Source organism: Thermosulfuriphilus ammonigenes, assembly GCF_011207455.1.
In the GTDB taxonomy this organism is placed as follows: Bacteria; Desulfobacterota; Thermodesulfobacteria; order Thermodesulfobacteriales; family ST65; genus Thermosulfuriphilus; species Thermosulfuriphilus ammonigenes.
Window position 1 is genome coordinate 447059 of the sequence record NZ_CP048877.1, and the last position, 18616, is coordinate 465674.

General features: G+C 54.0%; 17 protein-coding genes. 3 read left to right on the plus strand and 14 right to left on the minus strand.

Annotated elements, in window-relative coordinates; translation table 11 throughout:
• Window positions 1-5: 5 nt before the first annotated feature.
• The 7 genes from G4V39_RS02120 to G4V39_RS02150 all read right to left on the minus strand — a co-directional run bounded on the left by G4V39_RS02120 (window position 6) and on the right by G4V39_RS02150 (window position 6158).
• Window positions 6-644, minus strand: a complete 639-nt coding sequence (locus tag G4V39_RS02120; RefSeq protein ID WP_166031364.1) for a hypothetical protein — start codon at window positions 642-644, stop codon at window positions 6-8.
• Window positions 645-820: 176 nt separating this feature from the next.
• Complete coding sequence (locus G4V39_RS02125) at window positions 821-1990, minus strand: sulfite exporter TauE/SafE family protein (protein ID WP_210412163.1); 1170 nt, start codon at window positions 1988-1990, stop codon at window positions 821-823.
• A gap of 59 nt (window positions 1991-2049) precedes the next feature.
• Window positions 2050-2472: a universal stress protein gene (locus G4V39_RS02130; protein ID WP_166031365.1), complete on the minus strand. Its 423-nt coding sequence runs from the start codon at window positions 2470-2472 to the stop codon at window positions 2050-2052.
• A gap of 55 nt (window positions 2473-2527) precedes the next feature.
• Window positions 2528-4120 (minus strand): porin family protein, encoded by a 1593-nt coding sequence (locus G4V39_RS02135; protein ID WP_166031366.1) that lies wholly within the window; start codon window positions 4118-4120, stop codon window positions 2528-2530.
• A gap of 118 nt (window positions 4121-4238) precedes the next feature.
• Window positions 4239-4688 carry a universal stress protein gene (locus G4V39_RS02140; RefSeq protein ID WP_166031367.1) on the minus strand — a complete coding sequence of 150 codons (450 nt, stop codon included), beginning with the start codon at window positions 4686-4688 and terminating at the stop codon, window positions 4239-4241.
• Window positions 4689-5966 carry a YeiH family protein gene (locus tag G4V39_RS02145; protein WP_166031368.1) on the minus strand — a complete coding sequence of 426 codons (1278 nt, stop codon included), beginning with the start codon at window positions 5964-5966 and terminating at the stop codon, window positions 4689-4691.
• A gap of 12 nt (window positions 5967-5978) precedes the next feature.
• A complete protein-coding gene (locus G4V39_RS02150; protein ID WP_166031369.1) occupies window positions 5979-6158 on the minus strand; it encodes a hypothetical protein in 180 nt (59 codons plus the stop codon).
• A 349-nt stretch (window positions 6159-6507) separates the two neighbouring features.
• Between G4V39_RS02150 and G4V39_RS02155 the strand changes: the two genes are divergently transcribed.
• A complete protein-coding gene (locus G4V39_RS02155; protein ID WP_166031370.1) occupies window positions 6508-8445 on the plus strand; it encodes a methyl-accepting chemotaxis protein in 1938 nt (645 codons plus the stop codon).
• Here G4V39_RS02155 and G4V39_RS02160 read toward each other — a convergent pair.
• Both G4V39_RS02160 and G4V39_RS02165 read right to left on the minus strand, forming a co-directional pair.
• On the minus strand, window positions 8417-10444 hold the full coding sequence (locus G4V39_RS02160; RefSeq protein ID WP_166031371.1) for a hypothetical protein: 2028 nt from the start codon (window positions 10442-10444) through the stop codon (window positions 8417-8419). The two genes, G4V39_RS02155 and G4V39_RS02160, sit on opposite strands and share 29 nt — an antisense overlap.
• A gap of 24 nt (window positions 10445-10468) precedes the next feature.
• Entirely contained in the window at window positions 10469-10828 is a 360-nt protein-coding gene (locus G4V39_RS02165) for a hypothetical protein (protein WP_166031372.1), read from the minus strand.
• Window positions 10829-10990: 162 nt separating this feature from the next.
• On the opposite strand from G4V39_RS02165, the gene G4V39_RS02170 reads away from it, so the two are divergent.
• A complete protein-coding gene (locus tag G4V39_RS02170) occupies window positions 10991-12961 on the plus strand; it encodes a diguanylate cyclase (RefSeq protein ID WP_166031373.1) in 1971 nt (656 codons plus the stop codon).
• On the opposite strand, the gene rfaE2 is transcribed toward G4V39_RS02170, so the two are convergent.
• The 5 genes from rfaE2 to tgt all read right to left on the minus strand — a co-directional run bounded on the left by rfaE2 (window position 12958) and on the right by tgt (window position 17598).
• Window positions 12958-14175 (minus strand): D-glycero-beta-D-manno-heptose 1-phosphate adenylyltransferase, encoded by a 1218-nt coding sequence (gene rfaE2, locus G4V39_RS02175; RefSeq protein ID WP_166031374.1) that lies wholly within the window; start codon window positions 14173-14175, stop codon window positions 12958-12960. The genes G4V39_RS02170 and rfaE2 overlap by 4 nt on opposite strands.
• A gap of 71 nt (window positions 14176-14246) precedes the next feature.
• Window positions 14247-14954, minus strand: a complete 708-nt coding sequence (locus G4V39_RS02180) for a ComF family protein (RefSeq protein ID WP_166031375.1) — start codon at window positions 14952-14954, stop codon at window positions 14247-14249.
• Window positions 14932-16143, minus strand: a complete 1212-nt coding sequence (icd, locus tag G4V39_RS02185; RefSeq protein WP_166031376.1) for an isocitrate dehydrogenase (NADP(+)) — start codon at window positions 16141-16143, stop codon at window positions 14932-14934. Before icd ends, G4V39_RS02180 begins: the two co-directional genes overlap by 23 nt.
• Before the next feature lie 19 nt (window positions 16144-16162).
• Window positions 16163-16489 (minus strand): preprotein translocase subunit YajC, encoded by a 327-nt coding sequence (gene yajC, locus G4V39_RS02190; RefSeq protein WP_166031377.1) that lies wholly within the window; start codon window positions 16487-16489, stop codon window positions 16163-16165.
• Window positions 16486-17598 carry a tRNA guanosine(34) transglycosylase Tgt gene (gene tgt, locus G4V39_RS02195; RefSeq protein WP_166031378.1) on the minus strand — a complete coding sequence of 371 codons (1113 nt, stop codon included), beginning with the start codon at window positions 17596-17598 and terminating at the stop codon, window positions 16486-16488. The genes yajC and tgt overlap by 4 nt, the downstream gene beginning before the upstream one ends.
• 85 nt (window positions 17599-17683) lie before the next feature.
• Between tgt and G4V39_RS02200 the strand changes: the two genes are divergently transcribed.
• Entirely contained in the window at window positions 17684-18616 is a 933-nt protein-coding gene (locus tag G4V39_RS02200) for a TPM domain-containing protein (RefSeq protein WP_166031379.1), read from the plus strand.

Sequence of the window (18616 nt, forward strand, 5' to 3'; positions counted from 1 at the left end):
TCCGGCTAGGTTCCAGACCTTCCTTCAAGCCCCTTGGTCTTCTCCACCCCACCGGACTTTTCCATGAGATCGGCGAAGCTCTTAAGGCGGGCCCCTTCTTTATCGTATTCGTCCAGGACGGCCTTGATCCGGCGGAAATAGGGTAGATAGGGCTTAAGATAGAGGAAGACCAGTTTGGCCAGGATATAAAGCAGGACAAAGACGAAGATGTATCCCACGGAATCTCCAAGATAGGGAACTTTAAAAGGAAGGGGGAACTCAACGGAGAAGAAACGATATTGCATCCAGCCCAGGGCAAAGGGAGCTGGCCAGAGCGAGGCCGCCGAGTAAGCAATGGAAAAGAAAAGAACTTTGCCAAAGACTTCGTTGGCCCGGTCATTGAATATCTTGTAGGCCTCTTTGTCTCCGGCCTCTATGGCCTCAACGGAGAGATTGTTCCACTTAATGAGCTCGTTGTTCAGCCGATCAAGATAGCTTTTGTTGGCCAGAAAGACAAAAGAGATGGTAAACTCCCCGATGACCACCGTAATGAAGGCCAGAAGAAAGGTTCCCAGAAAAAAGCCTATTAGCGGGTCGTCCACCAGACGGTAAAGAGGGATTATAACCCTGTCCAGAAGAAGATAGAACTTAAGCTCTGAAATCATTCTCGCCTCTGATTTAGACCTAAAATCTTATACCAGATCTAAGGAGAAGTTGAAGGAGGGGGGAGGCCCCCCTCCTTCTGGTTTTTATTAATATGGGGGAACTATGCTGTAGCCGAGGAACCCTTTTGAGGTGTAGCGGAGCCCCACGTAGATAGCCAGCAGAACAAAGAGCCGCTTCAACCAGATATCAGGGATGTACTTCTGGGCCGGGGGCCGATCATGGAGCCAATGAAGATTCCGATGAGCTCGGTCCCGATAAAGGGCCACCATACCGTAACCCCTTTGAGGACGATGTAGGTAAAGATACCGACAATCATCTTAACCAGGACGATAAAGGCCGAGGTTCCAGCCACAATGAACATGGGGAGCTTGACGATATCGGTCATAAAGGGGACGAGCAGGAAGCCGCCACCGATTCCCAGAAAGACAGCGATAATGGCAATACCGAAACCACCGAGGGCCGCCAGGAGAGGGCTGAACTTAAACTCTACGCCGTAGAAGGTAAAGACACACTCGGTGAGACTAAAGCGGACGATCTTAACGCCCTCTTCTCCGCCGCCACCCTTTTTGGCCGCCTCCTCAAAACGCTTAGCGGCCTCCCGGGCGGCCTTCCGCTTGGCCCGAGCAGCCTCGGTGGTGCCGTACCACATGAAACCGGCCACGGCAAAGACGGCCAGGCCGAAGTAACCAATATAGGCCTTGAGGCTGATCTTTCCAGCGGTAAGCTCGGCAATTCCCACCGCACCGCCTACGGCACCAATGGCCATCGCTATGGCCAGCGGGGCGACTATCCGCTTCATTCGCCAGTAGTTGATGGTGGAGACCAGGGCGCTGATACCCACCAAGAACATATTAGAGACGCGGATAGTGTCGGTGAGGAACTTATTAAGGGCCGGGTTGGTCTTCTTGAAGCTCTTGGCGTAGTCGGCCAGACCAAAGATAGTAATGTGCCCCACACCGGCCATAATGCCTCCGAAGGCCCCCACGGTAGAGAAGATCCAGCCCACCCAGATGGCCCACAGAAGGCCGACAATGAAGTTGGGCTTCGGGGCCCCAGGGATGCCCAGATAGCCACGAGGGGCATGGGGGTTAACGCAGCCCTTCTGGCCTTCTTCAGTGCAAATAGGGGTTTGGGCGATGAGCTTTCCGAGTTTACCCTTTAGACCATAGTCTTTTGAGGCCGGGCCTAACCCCTGATGGGCCGCTGTCTGGGCCTCTGTGACTCCGTGCCCCTCCGGACCCTGGGCCACACCCACGTGGAGATAGGTCATCCAGGTAAGGACACTGATAATTAGGGTTAAAAGGACTACCTTCTTGTTAAAAACCTTGCTCCATACCTCTCTCATAAGGCCTCCTTAGTTCTGTTGGTTTTAGGTAAGGCCTCGGTAAGGTAAATGACGACTGCTTACCTCACTAAGACGACACTACAATCAGCATGATGGGCGACTTTATAAGAAACACTGCCCAATAAAGCCTTGGTAAGACCGGTACCTCGTGATCCCAAAATTATCGTATCCACCCCCTTTTCTTTGGCTTTCTCCAGGATGACCCGGGCCGGACGGCCTTTCTCAAGGAGGGTTTCAAAGTCAAGCCCCTTCTCCCTGACCTTGGCCGCTACGGCCTCAAGCTGGCTCCGGGCTGCCTGCTCCATCTCCTCTTCGAGCTTGAGGCCCACTTCAGTGCCGATGTCTATGTCCGGCAAGAAGAGCTCGGGGACTACGGTGAGGATGTAGAGCCTGGCGCCAAAACACCGGGCCAGCTCCGAGGCCGTCTCCAGGGCCTTTTGGGCCTCCTGGGAACCGTCATAACCCACCAAGATGGTCTTCATTAAGCCCTCCTTTGAGACAAAGCCGGGGGGGTAAATTACCCCCCGGCTTTATCCACTAGAAGAAGTGTTGGTACATGACCCGGAAGCGGAGATCGTTCTGAGTCTCGCTGTCAAAATCGCTGGCGGTAAGCCCTACCTCGGCCGCCTCAGCGGCACTGGCGCTCTTTACCTTTCTCTGGAGAAGGGAGATGTCGAAGGTGATGTACTGATTGAAACCGTGGAAGTAGTGGTTTACGCCAAGGACAAACTGCTGGAGGTAATCCTCCACGCCGTACTTTCCGTTGGCCAGATCCACCAGACCAAGGCCGCTGGCCATGGAGTTGTAAGGGTTGTTGTCGTCCAGGCGCTCAAAGTAGGCGTATTTGGCCACCACCTCCCACTTACGGGGCACTATGTAGTAGCCCAGATTGGCCCTGAAGGCCCAGCGATCCCAGGTCTCCTGGATATTCAGACTGCCGTCAGGATCCTGGATGAACTCCTCCCAGGCCCACTCAAGATCGGCCGAAAATCCCTTGTAACGATACAGCACCGCCACATCAAAACCGTAGTTTTCAATGTCGTGGCGTTTGGAGACAGGCGTTACGTTTCCTCCGCTTACGGTGTAATACTCTTTGGGGCGATCCTTGGTCCAAAAACCGGAGAAGATGGTCGCCAGGGCCGGAACGGTGTTATAGCCGTAGTCGCCCTGCATGAAGTAGTTGTTAAAAGTCTTGGGGCCCATAGGACCACGAGGATCAGAGCCGGGGAGCCAGTTGATACCCACCCGGAAGCTGTAGAGCATGTCGTCACTGTTGGTGTTGCGGTTGCCCTGGGTGTCGCGACCGTTGTAAACCCCCAGCCAGTAGCAGAGGAACTGCTTCTTGTTCATCAGGTCGAGGAAGCCGTTTACGTTGACCCCCTGGGAGCGGTAGTTAAGCATCCCGCCAATGGGAAAGCCGTTATCAAGGAGGTGGCCACCTACCCGGAGCTCGCCCGTATAGGTCTTACCAGAACGCCTGCCCGTCTTAATCATGGAGCCGGGCCAGATACCCTCTGAATCATCGGTGAAGATGGTCCGGTCGGTGCCGTTCTGTTTGAATCCACTCTGCCAGTACTCAATCCCCAGCCCGGGAATCTTCATCCGTCCGAACTGAACCTTAAACTCCTTGTACTTCTGCCAAATGATGAAGGCATCGTGGACATTAACCTTGCTCTTTGGCTCAAGCTGAACATGGACGAAGTATTTCCAGTCTCTATTAGGGGCTGTTCCGTCCACGAAGAACCGCAAACGTCTCATGGTAAAGCTACTGTAGTTCTCTTCGCTACCATCGATATCTGTATCTCTGTCTAAGTAGGTATAACGAAGCTGAATCCCTGTACGAAAACGGAAGCGATATTCATTGTTGTTTTTGGGATTTTTGTAATCAATACGGAAGCCATTTTTCCAATAAGCCTTCCAGTTTACTGGAGCTTTTTGCTCAACAGCTTTCATAGTTTGTTGCTGATTCTTTTCTAACTCTTCAATACGCTTAAGAAGCATTTTAACCTGGGCCTTAAGGGCCTCAATCTCCGCCTCATTGCTGGCCTTAACAGGCGAAGGCCGAAGTGTGGCGGAGATAAGAAAGACAAAGGCTAAAAGAAACGGCCACAAAGTCCATTTTCTACCCATAAAACCTCCTCCTTTAGGATTTTTTTGGCTAGTAGCCATCACCTTCAATTACATCTATTAGGATGCAAATGTCAAGAAAAAGTTTGAATCTGAGAAAAATATCACGAAATAATAGTCTTCATGAAGGTTTAACAATTAGAATTGGAACATTAGAGTGTTTGACTACATATTCTGGCAGTTTTCTTGAGCGAATACGATCCCACCGGCTAAGTTTTCTTTGTCCCAAAACCACCAAACTGTAATCTGAGTCTTTTATTTCAGCTAAAATTTCACAAAGTGGATCTCCAACTCTAGCCTTAACCTCAAAAGTAATGTTTTCTTGACAACACAAGTTAGAAAATTCACAAAAGGTCTGATTAGCTATTTTCTCTAAACAGGAATCTATGTATTCCAGGTATTCCCGTCTACCCTGGGAATAAAGTTCGTTATAGAATTTTTTAAGGTAGGGATCTAAGACATGAAGGCCTACTAAGGTGGTCTCAAGACTCCTGGCCAGCCTAATCGCCCAGAAAATGGCCTCTCTGGTGTGGGGTTCCCCGTCCAGGCAGACCAGGATCTTTCCAGGCAACTATTGGCCTCCGGTGACCCGGAGAAGATCAGTCCCGATAAGATAAACGGCCAGGAGACCAAGGATCATCTTGGCCGCCGCGGCCAAAAAGCCGATGGTAAAGGCCGTCCCTCCGGCCTTTTTCATGTCTTCAATGGAGATGGAAAGGCCTATGCCGGCAAAACCTATGGCAAAAAACCACTTATAGACGGCATTCATGGCCCAAAAGGGTGTCCCCGGGATCTTGGGACCACCGAGGAAGTCAACGTGAAGGCTGTTGAGAAAGACCAGAAGGAAAAATCCCAGGATAAAAATAGGAAACTTGTCCCGGATCAGCCGCCACTTGTTAATCTCACCCTCAGAATGGCCAGCCCCCCCACGGAGGATATAGAACCAGAGGGCGTAGAGAACGATCAGAGGAAGGAACATGATTCGGGCTACATTTATAAGGACCGCCGTATCCCGGGCCTCAAGGCCATACCACTCGGCCGCCGCCACCAGCTGGGCCGTATTGAGAATGGCAATGGCCCCCCAGGCCCCAAATTGGGGCTCCGAGAGCCCCAGGGCCCGGCCAATATAGGGCATGGTAAAGAGCATAAGGGTTCCAAAAAGGAGGATTGTCCCGATAGCGTAGGCCATATCCCTGGGCTGGGCCCTGACCACCGGAGAGGTGGCGATAATGGCTGAGACTCCGCAGATCCCGGTGCCCGCTCCCATAATTCCCCCCAGGCCGTCAGGGACCCCAAAACGACGACAGAGATACATAACCACAATGGCCGTGCCGAAGATAAAAACCGCCGTCAGCACCAGCCCTACCCCTCCGACCTTGATAACGTCTGACCAGACATAGTGCACTCCAAGAATAATGATTCCGGGTTTGATTATCGGCCTGGCAACCCCCACCCCGGGCAGAAAGACCCGGTGGACTCCAATGGTATTACGAATAAGGATTCCCCCCAAAAGGAGAATGGCCACGTATTTGATCTGGGCCTTCTGGTGAAGGAAGGTGGCCCATTCCCAGCGATCACCCACCGTACCCCCCACCTTGGCCAGAGCCTGACGGTGTTTTTTGAGCTTGGCCGCAAGGGCGGCCAGCTCCTCAGGAGAGGCCCCCTTTTCCCGCAGAGTGGCCAGCTTTTCTTCCAGAAGGGGGATCTTCTTTGAGGCCAGATTGGCCCGGTGATAGGTAGCCAGATAGTGGTCAAGATTCATAGCCACAAAGGCAAAAAGCAGGCAGAGAAGAAGACCGGGGATGTATTTCGGCCAGTCTGGCACCAGGAGCCCGCGCCAAAAGGTCATACCCACCTCCAGCTAAAAGATGAAAAGAGTCTTCTTGAAAAAGTGATAGATCTCCTGGGGGAAGGCCATGCTCAAGAGAAGAACAATCAGGGAGATAATAATGGCCCAGATGTCTTCCCTCTTCTCCGAAGAGAAGACATCTTCGGCCATAGTCTTTAAGTCTTTCCCTTTAGGACTCCCTATACTTCCCATAAGGACCCCCATCCTTTCAAAATGAAACTCTGAATTATGTAGCTTTGTTTTAAAAAGAAAACAAGGCCTGAGGCTTGGCCTCACAGATCAGAAGGGATTGGCCAAGTAACTCTAAAAGAAATGATTATCAGAAACAAATCAAATTATATTTTCCTAACTATTTTTAAGATACTGTTTAGAACAAACTAGGATATTATTTATAATGAATTTATAAAAATAATTATTTAAATCTCTGACCTAAAGGAGACGAAAAGAAAAACAGGTTCATTAACCAAGGGATAAGTTCATAGGTATTTATACCTAAAGAGGCTCTTGGTCATTTAAAACATTTTAAAAAAGGAGGCCCCAGATGATCCACTTAAACCGCCTTTCCCTCAGGGCCCGGTTGGCCGTCCTTATTGTTATCTTTTCGATCTCGCTTCTGGCGGCCTTTGGGATCACCCACCACGCCAATCAGCGGGTTATCAGGGATCTAAAAGATCTCTATCAAAGAAGGGTCTTTCTCCTGGAGGGTCTTCAGCAAATGTCCCTTAAAGGGGCCAAAATCATGGAAAACCTGGAGAAGGCCAGAAGGGGTGAATTAGCCCTTGAGGATCTGGGAGCCAGCCTAAGGGGCGAGAAGAGACAGCTCCTTGAGAGCTGGCAGAGGATAAGGCCTGTTCTCTCCAGAGAGGAAGGCCTCAAAAAGGGGCTGGCTTCGGCCCTTGAGGCCTATCTGGGGGCCCTTGAAGGCTACCTTGGCCAGGGCCTGGCTTCAGGAGATCTCAGCTCACTTTATGAGGCCTGGCACCGGCTTGAGGGTTCGCTGGCCGAGGTCAGCCAGGGCCTCTTTGAAAGGGCCCGGGCCGACTTTGAGAGCGGTCTTTCGGCGGCCCAAAGGGGAGAGCGCTATATTCTGGCCGTCTTTGGCCTGGGTCTTATGGCCAGTCTGATGGCCTTTTTCCTCATCAGTGGCCAGATAGCTCAGGGGCTCGGCCAGGTGGTCTCGGCCCTGGCTGAGGCCAGCGAAGGGCACTTCAAACAGGCCCTTCCCGTCTCGGGGCGAGATGAGCTGGCCCGACTGGCCCTGGCCTTCAACAATCTGGTGGCCGGGGTGGGCCAGATCCTCAAGACCCTGGAGACCCAGACTGGATCTCTCCTGGTGGCGAGCAAGAAGCTCTCTCAGGTGGGTGAGAGCGTAGATGAAGGGGCCAAAGATCTTGATCGAGTGGCCAGCCAGGTAGCGGCCGCAGCCCAGCAGGCCACCGAAAGCCTGTCCGGAGTGGCCCAGGCGGTGGAGGAGATGACCACCGCTACCCAGGATATCGCCAAAAGCATCTCCGAGACTGCGGCGGTCACCAATCAGGCCCAAGCCAAGGCCCAGAGAGCCCGAACAGTGATTGAAAAACTCAGTCATGGTTCCAATCGCATCGGTGAGGTCATTAGGGTAATCAACCAGATCGCCGAGCAGACCAACCTCCTGGCCCTGAACGCCACCATCGAGGCCGCCCGGGCCGGGGAGGCCGGAAAGGGCTTTGCCGTGGTGGCCAATGAGGTCAAGGAGCTGGCCAAACAAACGGCCAAGGCTACCGAGGAGATTACGGAGATGATTCGTGGCATCCAAGAAGACACCCGAGAGGCGGTGGACTCCGTGGAGGAGATCACCCAGATCGTGGCCCAGATAAATGACCTCTCCAATACCATCGCCAGCGCCACGGAGGAGCAAACAGCCACCGTGGCCGAAATAAATCAGAATATCCAGGAAGGGATCCAGGGAGTCAGCCTGGTAAACGATGAAATCCAGACCCTGGCCAAGCGGGCTCAGGAGTTTACAGAGCTGGCCTCGGAAGTCCTCCTGTCTGAGGAGGCCATCTCCGACATCGTCGAAGAGATCAAGACAGTGGGAGAATTTTTTGAGGTAAGTGAGCAGGCGGTAGCCAGGGCCCAGGACCAGGCCAGTGATTCGGTAAGGATTATGGCCATGTGTCTTCAGCATTATAGCTGGCGCGAAAGAGTCCTTGAGGGAATCCTTAAAGGGACACCCCCTGAGGTTGAGACCGACCACAGCCGCTGTGCCTTGGGGCGTTGGTTGGCTGGCTACCGGGCCCAAGGCCCGAGGGAGGAACAAATCATCTCCCGGCTTGTCCCCGTCCATGAGGCCCTTCACGGCCAGGTGATCAAGATAAAAGAGCTCATCGGCAAAGGAGCCGACATTAGGGAGGTTTACGGAGTTCTGGTAAAGGAGATCTCCCCCCGAGTAAAAGAGGTGGTCTCGGCCCTCAAGGAGCTTCGGGGGGCCTTCGCCTAAAGACCCAGGCCATAAAGGCCATGGCCGCCGCTCCCATGGCGGCCATGGCCCCCAAATCATGAAGAGTAAAAAGAATCTGCCTTAGATTGGCCCCCTGGAGAAAAACAAGCCCCAGACCGGTTACCGCCTGAAAGGTGATCAGGCCAAGGGCCAGGTAGAGACCGGCCCCCCTGTCTTCCATCTTCAGGAAAACCCCAAAGGCCCCCACTACCGCCAGGGGGGCTACCAGCTTGTGGAACAGGGCCACCCTGGCCATGGCCAAAGGGGTGAGAAAGCGTCCCAGGAGGACGATTACAGTCGGGCCCAATAGGGCGACAAGGACCATTAAAAGAAAAATCCGCCGGGAAGCTCTGGCTAAAAAGGCTTCTTTATTTCCCGCCGGCGAGGCCCAAAGGACTAAAGAAAGCCCGATTAAGAAAAGCCCGACCAGCGTCCCATAATAAAGAAGGGGCTCCAGTATCTCCTGCCTCAGAGATCCAGACCAAACGGCCAGATGGCTGTAGCCAAGAACCTTATAATTCGGTTCCCAGAGAAGCTCCCCGTCTCTTCCCCAGAGGTCAGTCAGGGTGGGCCTGTAGAAGAATTCAGACTTAAATGAATGACACTCGGTGCAGCCCTTTGCCCCCAGGGCGGCTCGGGCCGGAAGGATATTGTGGGAAATTTTAAAGGTCGAGGCATAGGGGCTGGCCTCCCAGGGAAAACGGAAAAGAGGCTGCCAGACACTTCCATCCTCGGTATAGGCCGCGTCCCTTACCAAAACGATTCTTTCCCCCTCTGAAGGACGGTAGTACTCCCTTAGAGCTGAAAGAATGGCCCGAATCTCTTCTGGCCGGTTAACTTCTGGAAAGCCGTCTTTGTTGTCATCAACTATCCGGGATAGTTCGGAGTACCTCCGGCCGCGGCTCTCAAAATAGACCCGCCAGAGACCAAAGATGACCTTCATGGGTAAAGGCTTTATGGCCTCCTGATCCGCAGTCTTTAGGCCTACCCACAGGGTGTGAACCCGGTTAAGAGGCCAAATCTTTCCCTTGTACCAGCCTTTTTCCGGAGCGTAGTCAAAGGAGGTGGTCAGGTTCCCCAGATCAAAAAGGGCAAAGAAATTCCAGGGACGACCGTCCGGGCCATAAAGGCTCCAGACCCTTTTTAAAGGGGGCCGGATCTCCGGGGATTGATTAAGAACGGTGGCTTCCTGAATCAAAGCGGCCCGGATGGAGCGACGGGCCACGTGGCATCCCTGACAGGCAATCTTCTCCAGGTGTCTTAAAGGAAGGCCCAGATGGCGGACCTTGGGGGCCCCGTACCTTCCCTGGCCATGACAGTCAAGACAGGGACGGACGCTACCGTCGAGATCATCCCGGACAAAGCCGCCTGGATCATCCCCTTTGCCTATTTCGTGCCTTTCGCGTCCAAAGATGCGGGAATCTCCGGCTCGGGAGCCGGCCCAGTGACAGTCCACACACTTGAGCCCAGCCCGAAGATGGACATCATCTCTGGCCAGATAGGCCGTGGCCCGCTTGAGGGTGTCTCCACGTCGGTGGCAGAAAAGACAATTCTTGGAGGGAACCTCTCTGGTGAATCGGGGACGGAACCGCCCATCGGGAAGAAATTTTTTAAGATCATAGATTACCTTCGGGGATTGGCCCTCTTTTACGCTCCCCAGGACTTTACCCAGACCTCCTCCAGCGGTAGCCGCCCATTTGAAGTTCCAGCGTTTTATCTGCTCGGCACGTTCTTTAAAACGATAACCGGGCAGATGACAGATAAGGCAGTCAGCCTCAAGCACCCCGCTCCTGGTCCAGAAAGACCGAAAATAGTCACCATCATAGTCGTTAATGCCTCCGGGCAGATAGCCCCTTTCCCTCATAAAATCATCATAGCGCCGCCCGCCGCGGTCTGTCTCCGCCGGACCACCGCCGGGATGACAGGAACCACAGACAGCCACAAACTCAAAGGAGGTAAGATCTATCTGCCGCGGTGAGTCGTTCTTTTTTCTCGCCAACTGGCGATGGGGCGGCCCTGGCCCTCACCAGCGCCCCCCATAGCGCCCGGGAGAGAGAATCCAGGGATACCGCCGGCTCTGCCATGAAGGAGGGGCTTCCCCCCGGCCCTGCTGAAAATGATAGGCCGAAGTTATGAGATCGTAGTCATGGCAGGCACCACAGGTCTTTCGGGGGCTATAGGGCCGAGCCTTCCGGGCTTCTTGAGGGTTGATGACCCGCCCCTTTTCATCACGAAGATAAAAAGGGGGGCAAATACCATAGGCCGATCGGCGGGCCAGCTCCTCAGGGCTCCTTTTGGCCACCCGGGGGGTGAAGACCTGCCCGGTGGCCGGTGGAACCAAGAAGAGAAGCAGAAAACAAAAGAGGAAAGACTTTATTTTCATCTACCCTCCAGCGACCTTCTTTTATAGAAGACGCCTCCAGGAACATCAAGGAAAGTAAAGTTTTTAAAGAAGACGCCGATAGATACTCAAGCCGGCCAATTTTTAAAGTTAGGTGTTGGTCTTACCGTTTAAAGCTATAAAACGGGGGGCGACCGAGCCACCATGGGATGTAAGATCTTGGAGAAGATAAAATCCATCCATCACAAACAAAAGGCCGCCAGAGAGGACGATTTCCAGCACTATTCCCATCAGGAAGAAAAAAACCCCTTCTGCCGTCTCCTCGATCGGATCTTTAACATGAGCCTCTTTATCAAGATCGGGGTGATAATCGGCCTCTGTTTTCTGGGCTATGTACTTATGGCCGGTTATTTTGTTGTCCAGCTAAAGATGATCAAGACCGGCCTTGACCAGCTAGAAAAAATCTATCTGCCGGAATACAAGGTTGGCCAAATAATCCTTAAGCACCTGAAAAACATAGAGGCCGGGCTCTTTAAATTCACCACCTCTCCCGGTGATCCGGTAATCCTCAAGCGTTATGAGCTGGATATCCGCCAAAACATAAAAGATGGCATCCAGCTTATGGAAACGGCCTTAAAAGGCGGCAAGGTAAAGGATATCTCCGAGACGGGAATTATTGATGAGTTTACTGTTTACCCGGTAAACGACGCCCAGGCCAAAAAGCACCTGGTTCAGGCCCTCGAAAAGTTCCGCAAGATCGAAAAGAACTTCGAAAAACTGGTCAACGCCGTGCTGGAAGAAAATATAGACGAAATCCCCGAAGAGGATCTCTTTGAGATTCTAAAAGAAGACATGTCCCAAAGTGAAGAGGAGATATCCCAGTTTATAAGGCTTGTCTCCAACAAGCATCTGGTGCGTTCGGATAAAATCGAACGCATTATGGAGCAGGGAAAGGTATCCAGCATTGTCGTTGCCTCTATCCTTATCGGCATTCTTATAGCCACGGGCTATCTTTTCATCCACATGGTCCTTAAACCCATAAAGGAGATCACCACCCGGATAAGGAATCTGGCCGAGGGGCAGGAAGAGTGCGAAGAGACTCTCCTTGAGGTTAAGACCAAAGATGAGATTGGGCTTTTGGCCAACGAATTCAATCGTCTGATCAATCAGATAAACCAGTTCAACGCCTTTAAGAAGATCATCGAGGAGGATGAAACCGTCGAAGATATCTACAAACGTCTGGCCGATGTCTTTCAGGAAAAACTGGGGCTTAAGACCTTTGCTATCTTTCAGGTCTCAAACAGCGACAACAAGATGAAACCCGTCTATCTCTGCCCCGAAGATCTGGAATTCAACCCCGAAAAACTCGGTGATGCCAACCGCTGCCGGGCCAAACGAACCGGACATATTATCTCTTCCATCGAGTACCGCGGCATCTGTAAGCTCTTCCTCTGGAAGGACGAGGTGGATCACATCTGTATCCCGATGATCGTCGGTGGCCGCACAGTAGGAGTGGTGCAGTTTCTCCTCCCGGTAACCAAGGCCTCCAAGGAGCTCCACCGCTATGATTGGTCCATCCGACAGGCCCAGGTTTACATCCGGGAAGCCTTGCCGGTGATAGAGGCCAAGAGATTTGCCCAGTCTATGAAGGAGATGGCCCTCAAGGACGCCCTGACCGAGCTCTACAACCGGCGATTCCTGGAGACTTACATCGATACCCTGGTGGCCGGAACCTTAAGAAGGGGGACGGTCCTGGGGGTTCTGATGTGTGATCTTGACTACTTCAAAGAGGTTAATGACACCTATGGGCACGAGGTGGGTGATGAGGTCTTAAAGAAGACGGCCCAGATCCTGAAGGGCAACATCCGGGCTGCCGACCTGGCCATCCGCTTCGGGGGGGAGGAGTTTTTGATCCTCCTTACCGATGTCCGCCAGGGGGAGGCCGTCAAGGTGGCCGAAAAGCTGCGCCAACTGGTGGAACGGACCAAGTTTAAAATTCCTGGTGGTCAACTCCACAAGACCATTTCCATCGGGGTTAGCGAGTTTCCGGTGGATTCAGAGGGTATCTGGGAGGCCATCAAATATGCCGACGTCGCCCTCTACAAGGCCAAGGAGGCCGGCCGTAACCGGGTGGTCCGCTTCACCCCGGATATGTGGCAAAGTGAGTCTTATTAAGATTCACCAGGGGGGCGGATACGCCTGATGATCTCTGAGGTCGAACGCCCCTCAAGGAGAGGCAGTCTAACCACCCTGCCCCCATAACTGCGAACAAAGCTTGCCCCGACGATCTTCTCCTCCGGCCAATCAGCTCCCTTGACCAAGACATCTGGTCGAATGGCCTGAATAAGACCCTCGGGGGTGTCCTCATCGAAGACGACAACGTAATCTACTGAGTACAGGTTGGCTAATACCAGAGCCCGGTCTGAGACCGTATTTACAGGACGCCGCGGGCCTTTGAGTCGCCTAACCGAGGCATCGCTGTTTAGCCCCACTACCAGACAGTCCCCCAACTCCCGGGCCCGACGGAGATATTCAACGTGGCCGGCATGAAGGATATCGAAACAACCGTTGGTAAAGACCACCCTCTGGCCCTTTCTTCGGCGCCAGCTGAGCTCTTCAAGAAGAGAATCGAGATCGGTGAGCTTCGTCTCGGCCCTCTTAAAGACCATGGTTTCGGCTCCGGTGTTAAAAAGCGAGCGGGCCTTTTGGAGGTGACTCCAATCGAGCCGAACCACCAGCCCCCCTTCTTCCTCACCCAGACTGGCCAGAACCTCTCCATCAGGAGATATCAAGCGGCTTTTTCCGGCCAGATCCGGCCCGGTAGCGTTCACAAGGGCCACATAGACCTGGTTTTCTATGGCCCGGGCCCGAGAGAGAGTCAGCAGGTGCTCGGCACGCCTGCGCGGCCATCTAGCCAGATAAACCAAGAGAGACGCCCCCCTTGAGGCCAAATGGCGGGCCAGCTCGGGAAAACGAAGATCAAAGCAGAGCATAATCCCCAGAGGCCATCCCCTAAAAGAGACCAACAAAGGACTTTTTCCGGCAGAAAAGGGATCATCCAGCCCCGGGAAAAGGTTGATCTTGCGGTAGCGGGCCACAGAACCGCCTGCTTCAAGGACAAAGGCGGTATTGTAGAGTCTGCCCCCCTCCTCTTCGGCCAGGCCACAGATAACCCCTGCTCCCAGCTCAGAACAAAGACGCCTCAGACTATCAAGGATGCTCTGGACCCTAAGGGCTTGCCCCTTGAGCTCATCCCCGTAGCCAGAGAGGAAGAGCTCCGGAAAGATGACCAGATCCACCGGGGCACAATCCCGGGCCAGCTTCATGGCCCGGGAAAGATTCTCCTCCATCTCCCCTTTAAGCCCTGTCTGGACAATAGCAACCCGCATCAGTCTCTCTCCTGAGGGCCAACCTTAAAACCAAAACAGAGCCGAAACAAGGATCTCGGATGTCTTTGGGCTCAGGTTAAAATTGAACGGGCCAGGGTATAGACCAAAACCCTCCCGGCCCCGGCGGCCTTAAGGACCCGGACACACTCATTCACCGTAGCCCCGGTGGTAAAGACATCGTCAACCAGGAGGAGACTCTCTCCGGAGAGCCTTTCCCTGACTGAAAAGGCCCCCCGGACATTGGCCTTTCTCTTTGAGGGAGGAAGCGTTACTTGAGATGCCGTCTTTCGATGGCGCAGAAGAAGGTTGTAGCGACGGGGAAGATCTGGCCATAGGGCTCGAAGCAGGCACCAGGCCTGATTAAAAGTCCTTTCCCTGAGGCGGCTTGAATGAAGCGGCACCGGAAGGGCCAGATCAACCTCAAAGGCGGGAAGATCCTGAGCGGCCAGCTTTACCAGGGTGCGAAAGGCCCCCCGATCGCCGCGGTATTTAAAACGGGCCCAGAGCTTGGCCACCGGCCCGCGATAGACAAAGGAAGACCGGAGTCCATCGAAGTGCCACAGTTCATTAAGGCAGTTTCGGCAAAGATGATCCGGCCCCCGGGAAAAGGGATGGCCACACCGAGGGCACCAGGGAGGAGTAACTCTTCTGGTAAGAGACTGGCAGTTGTCGCAGAGGCAGAAGGCCTCCCTGACCGTTCCTCCACAGGACGGGCACTGCGGGGGAAAGAAGAGATCAAGGAGGCCTTCCAGAGGCCTAAGAAGCCATGTTTTCCACAATGGCTTTAGCAAACTCGGAGCACTTTACCTCTCTGGCCCCATCTATCTGACGGGCCAGATCATAGGTGACCACCTTCTGGGCCACAGTCTTCTCCAGGGCCCGAAGGATGATCTCTGAGACTTCTACCCAGCCAAGATACTCAAACATCATGGCTCCAGAGAGTATAAGAGAGCTGGGATTGACCTTGTCCAGACCGGCATATTTGGGGGCCGAACCGTGGGTAGCCTCAAAAACGGCGTATCCATCACCGATATTGGCCCCCGGCGCCATTCCCAGCCCCCCTACCTGGGCCGCCAGGGCATCAGACATGTAGTCTCCATTAAGATTGGGCATGGCCAGAACGCTATAGTCCTCAGGCCGCAAAAGGGCCCACTGGAACATGGCATCGGCAATCCGGTCTTTGATGACCACCTTGCCCTCAGGGGCCGGACCGGTAAGTTCTGATTCGGCAATGGTCTGCTCGGCAAACTCATCCCTGGCCAGCTCATAGCCCCATTTAGCAAAGGCCCCCTCGGTAAACTTCATGATGTTTCCTTTGTGAACCAAGGTCACCGAGGGCTTGCCTCGCTCCAGGGCGTACTGAATGGCCTTGCGCACCAAGCGCCGGGTGGCAAAACGGCTGATGGGTTTGATGCCGATTCCAGAGTCTGGACGGACTTTTTTACCCATCTCCGCTTCCAGAAAGGAGATGAGCTTCTTGGCCTCCGGACTGCCAGCTTCCCACTCGATCCCCGCATAGACATCCTCGGTATTCTCCCGAAAGACCACCATGTCAACCTTCTCGGGGTGCCTTACCGGGCTGGGAACGCCGGTTATGTATCTTATGGGCCGCACGCAGGCATAAAGATCAAGCACCTGACGAATGGTAACATTAAGGCTCCTTATCCCTCCGCCTACAGGGGTGGTCAGGGGCCCTTTTATGGCCACTACGTGATCCTTGATAGCCTCAATGGTTTCCTCCGGCAGATAGGAGCCGGTTTCTTTATAGGCCTTCTCTCCGGCTAAGATTTCCTTCCAGTGGACACGACGCCGACCACCATAGGCAGCCTCCACCGCCGCATCCCAAACGAGAAGAGAGGCCCGGGTGATGTCCGGACCAATGCCGTCGCCTTCAATGTAGGGGATGATGGGCTCATCGGGAACAGAAAGCTGACCATTGTCGCCGATTCTGATCTTTTCCGCGGGCATGGTTCCTCCTTCGACTTAGTTACTTCTTTTCGGCCACCACTGGCCCGGCAATATAGGCCTTCATAACCTTGACCTTTACCCCGGTGGCCACTTCCAGGGTGACCACCTGATCAGTAATTCCAGCCACGGTGCCTATCAGACCGCCGGCGGTAAAGACCGTATCACCCTTCTTTAAGTTGTCTAAAAAACGCTGGTGCTCCTTGGCCCGCTTCTGTTGAGGCCTGATGAGCAGAAAGTAAAAGACCACAAAGATAAGAATAAGGGGGATGAAGGCAATAATGGGGTTCCCCCCTCCCTGTGGAGGCGCCCCGCCGCCTCCTCCCATGGCCCAAGCGATTCCAATCATGTTGTTTCCTCCTTTCCTTTGGAGATGAATCTATCCCGCAGCTCCCCCAGACGATCCTCCTTTATGGCCTGACGGATTTGGCGCATCAACTCCAGATAGAAGTGAAGGTTGTGAATGGTGTTGAGTCGATAGGCCAAAAGCTCCCGGGCCATAAAGAGATGCCGCAGATAGGCTCGCGAGAAGTTTCGACAGGTATAACAACTACAGTTTTCATCAAGGGGCCGCGGATCATCGCGAAAATGTGCCCGCTTTATAGCAATCTTGCCCTCTGAAGTAAAGAGAGTCCCTCGCCGGGCATTCCGCGTGGGCAGAACACAATCGAACATGTCCACCCCTCGCATAACGGCCTCAATGATGTCTTCAGGGGTGCCCACCCCCATAAGATAGACGGGTTTGTCCCCGGGAAGTTCGGCTACCGAGACCTCAAGCATGGCCAGCATGAGCTGCCGGGGTTCACCCACACTAAGGCCCCCCACCGCGTATCCATCAAAGCCGAGGGAAACAATCTCTCTGGCGCTCTTACGTCTCAGATCCTCGTACATTCCCCCCTGAACAATGCCAAAGACCAGGCTCTCCCTTGAGGCTGCCTTACGGGAACGAACGGCCCACCGGGTAGTAAGGTCTGTCAAGTATTTGGTCTCCTCGCGCCCCAGAGGATAGGGAATACAGGTATCAAGGACCATGTGGATATCAGAGTTAAGGGAGGCCTGCACAGCCATGGCCTGCTCTGGAGAAAGAAAATGCTGGCTTCCGTCAAGATGGCTTTTAAACCAGACCCCTTCCTCCTCAATGCGGCGAAATTTGGCCAAACTATAGACCTGAAACCCTCCAGAATCAGTAAGAATAGCCCCGGACCAGTTCATAAAACGATGGAGCCCACCAAGACGGGCTATCAAATCGTGACCGGGGCGAAGAAAAAGATGGTAGGTGTTGGCCAGGATGATTCTTGCCCCCAGATCCCAGACCTCATCAGGGGTAAGGCTTTTGATGCTGGCCTGGGTGCCCACCGGCATAAAAACCGGGGTCTCTATCTCCCCGCGCCTGGTCTTTAGCCTTCCCAGTCGAGCCAGACTATTCTTTTCACGCTTAACAACAGAAAAACAGCCCATAGCGGCCCCCTAGGGTAACCGCAATTGGCCGTCATTCCAAGAAGAAAGCGAGACAATCGCCCCTGATGGGCTTATAATTCAGCCCATGGGCCGACCAAAGATCGCTGCAATCTGGCTGCTTTTATTTCTCTTTGGCCTAACGGGAGCCAAAGCGGCCTCTATTCCCGCCCTTAAAGGCTACGTTAATGACTACGCCGGAATGATCAGTCCTGAGGTAGAAGTCCGGCTTGAGGCCCTGCTTAAAGACCTGGAGAAAACCGACTCCACGCAGTTCGTTATCCTTACCGTTCCTGACTTAGGGGGTCTTCCCATTGAAGACTATGCCCTGAAGGTGGCCGAGACCTACGGCCTTGGCCAGAAAGGCCGAGACAATGGAGTCCTCCTTCTGGTTGCCCGCAAGGAGAGGCGAATTCGGATAGAGGTAGGATATGGCCTTGAGGGCGTGCTGACCGATGTCATGGCCGGCCGCATCATCGACCAGATCATCAGACCACGCTTCCGGGCCGGCGACTTTGACGGCGGCTTTATGGCCGGGGCGCAGGCCATAGTGAAGATAGTCCGGGGGGAATTCAAGGGGCTACCTCCCCCAAAGACCACAGGTTCCGGCCTTCCACTGGCCTCCGTGGTGATCTTCGGAGCTTTTATTATCCTGGCCGCGGCCAGTTTGAGCCGGCTTCTCGGGGCCCTGGCCGGGGCCCTGGCCCTGCCGGCTCTAGCTGCCCTGGCCCTACCCTGGTCTCCGGCCCTGTTGGCCCTGGCCCCCGTGGGCCTGGTCATGGCCTTCTTCCTTCCGGCCCTGTTTTCCATAAGTGGAGGGGGAAAAAGGGCCCCAACCTCTTCTCCCCGGTCTGGCTCTGCCCAGGCTGAAGATTACTTCCCCCATCATCACCGGGAGGTGATCTTCTGGATCGGTCCGGAGCGTTTTGGAGGCCCTTCTTCTGGCTGGCCTGGAGACTTTGGAGGCTTCTCCGGCGGAGGTGGCGGTTTCGGAGGGGGCGGGGCCTCGGGAGACTGGTAG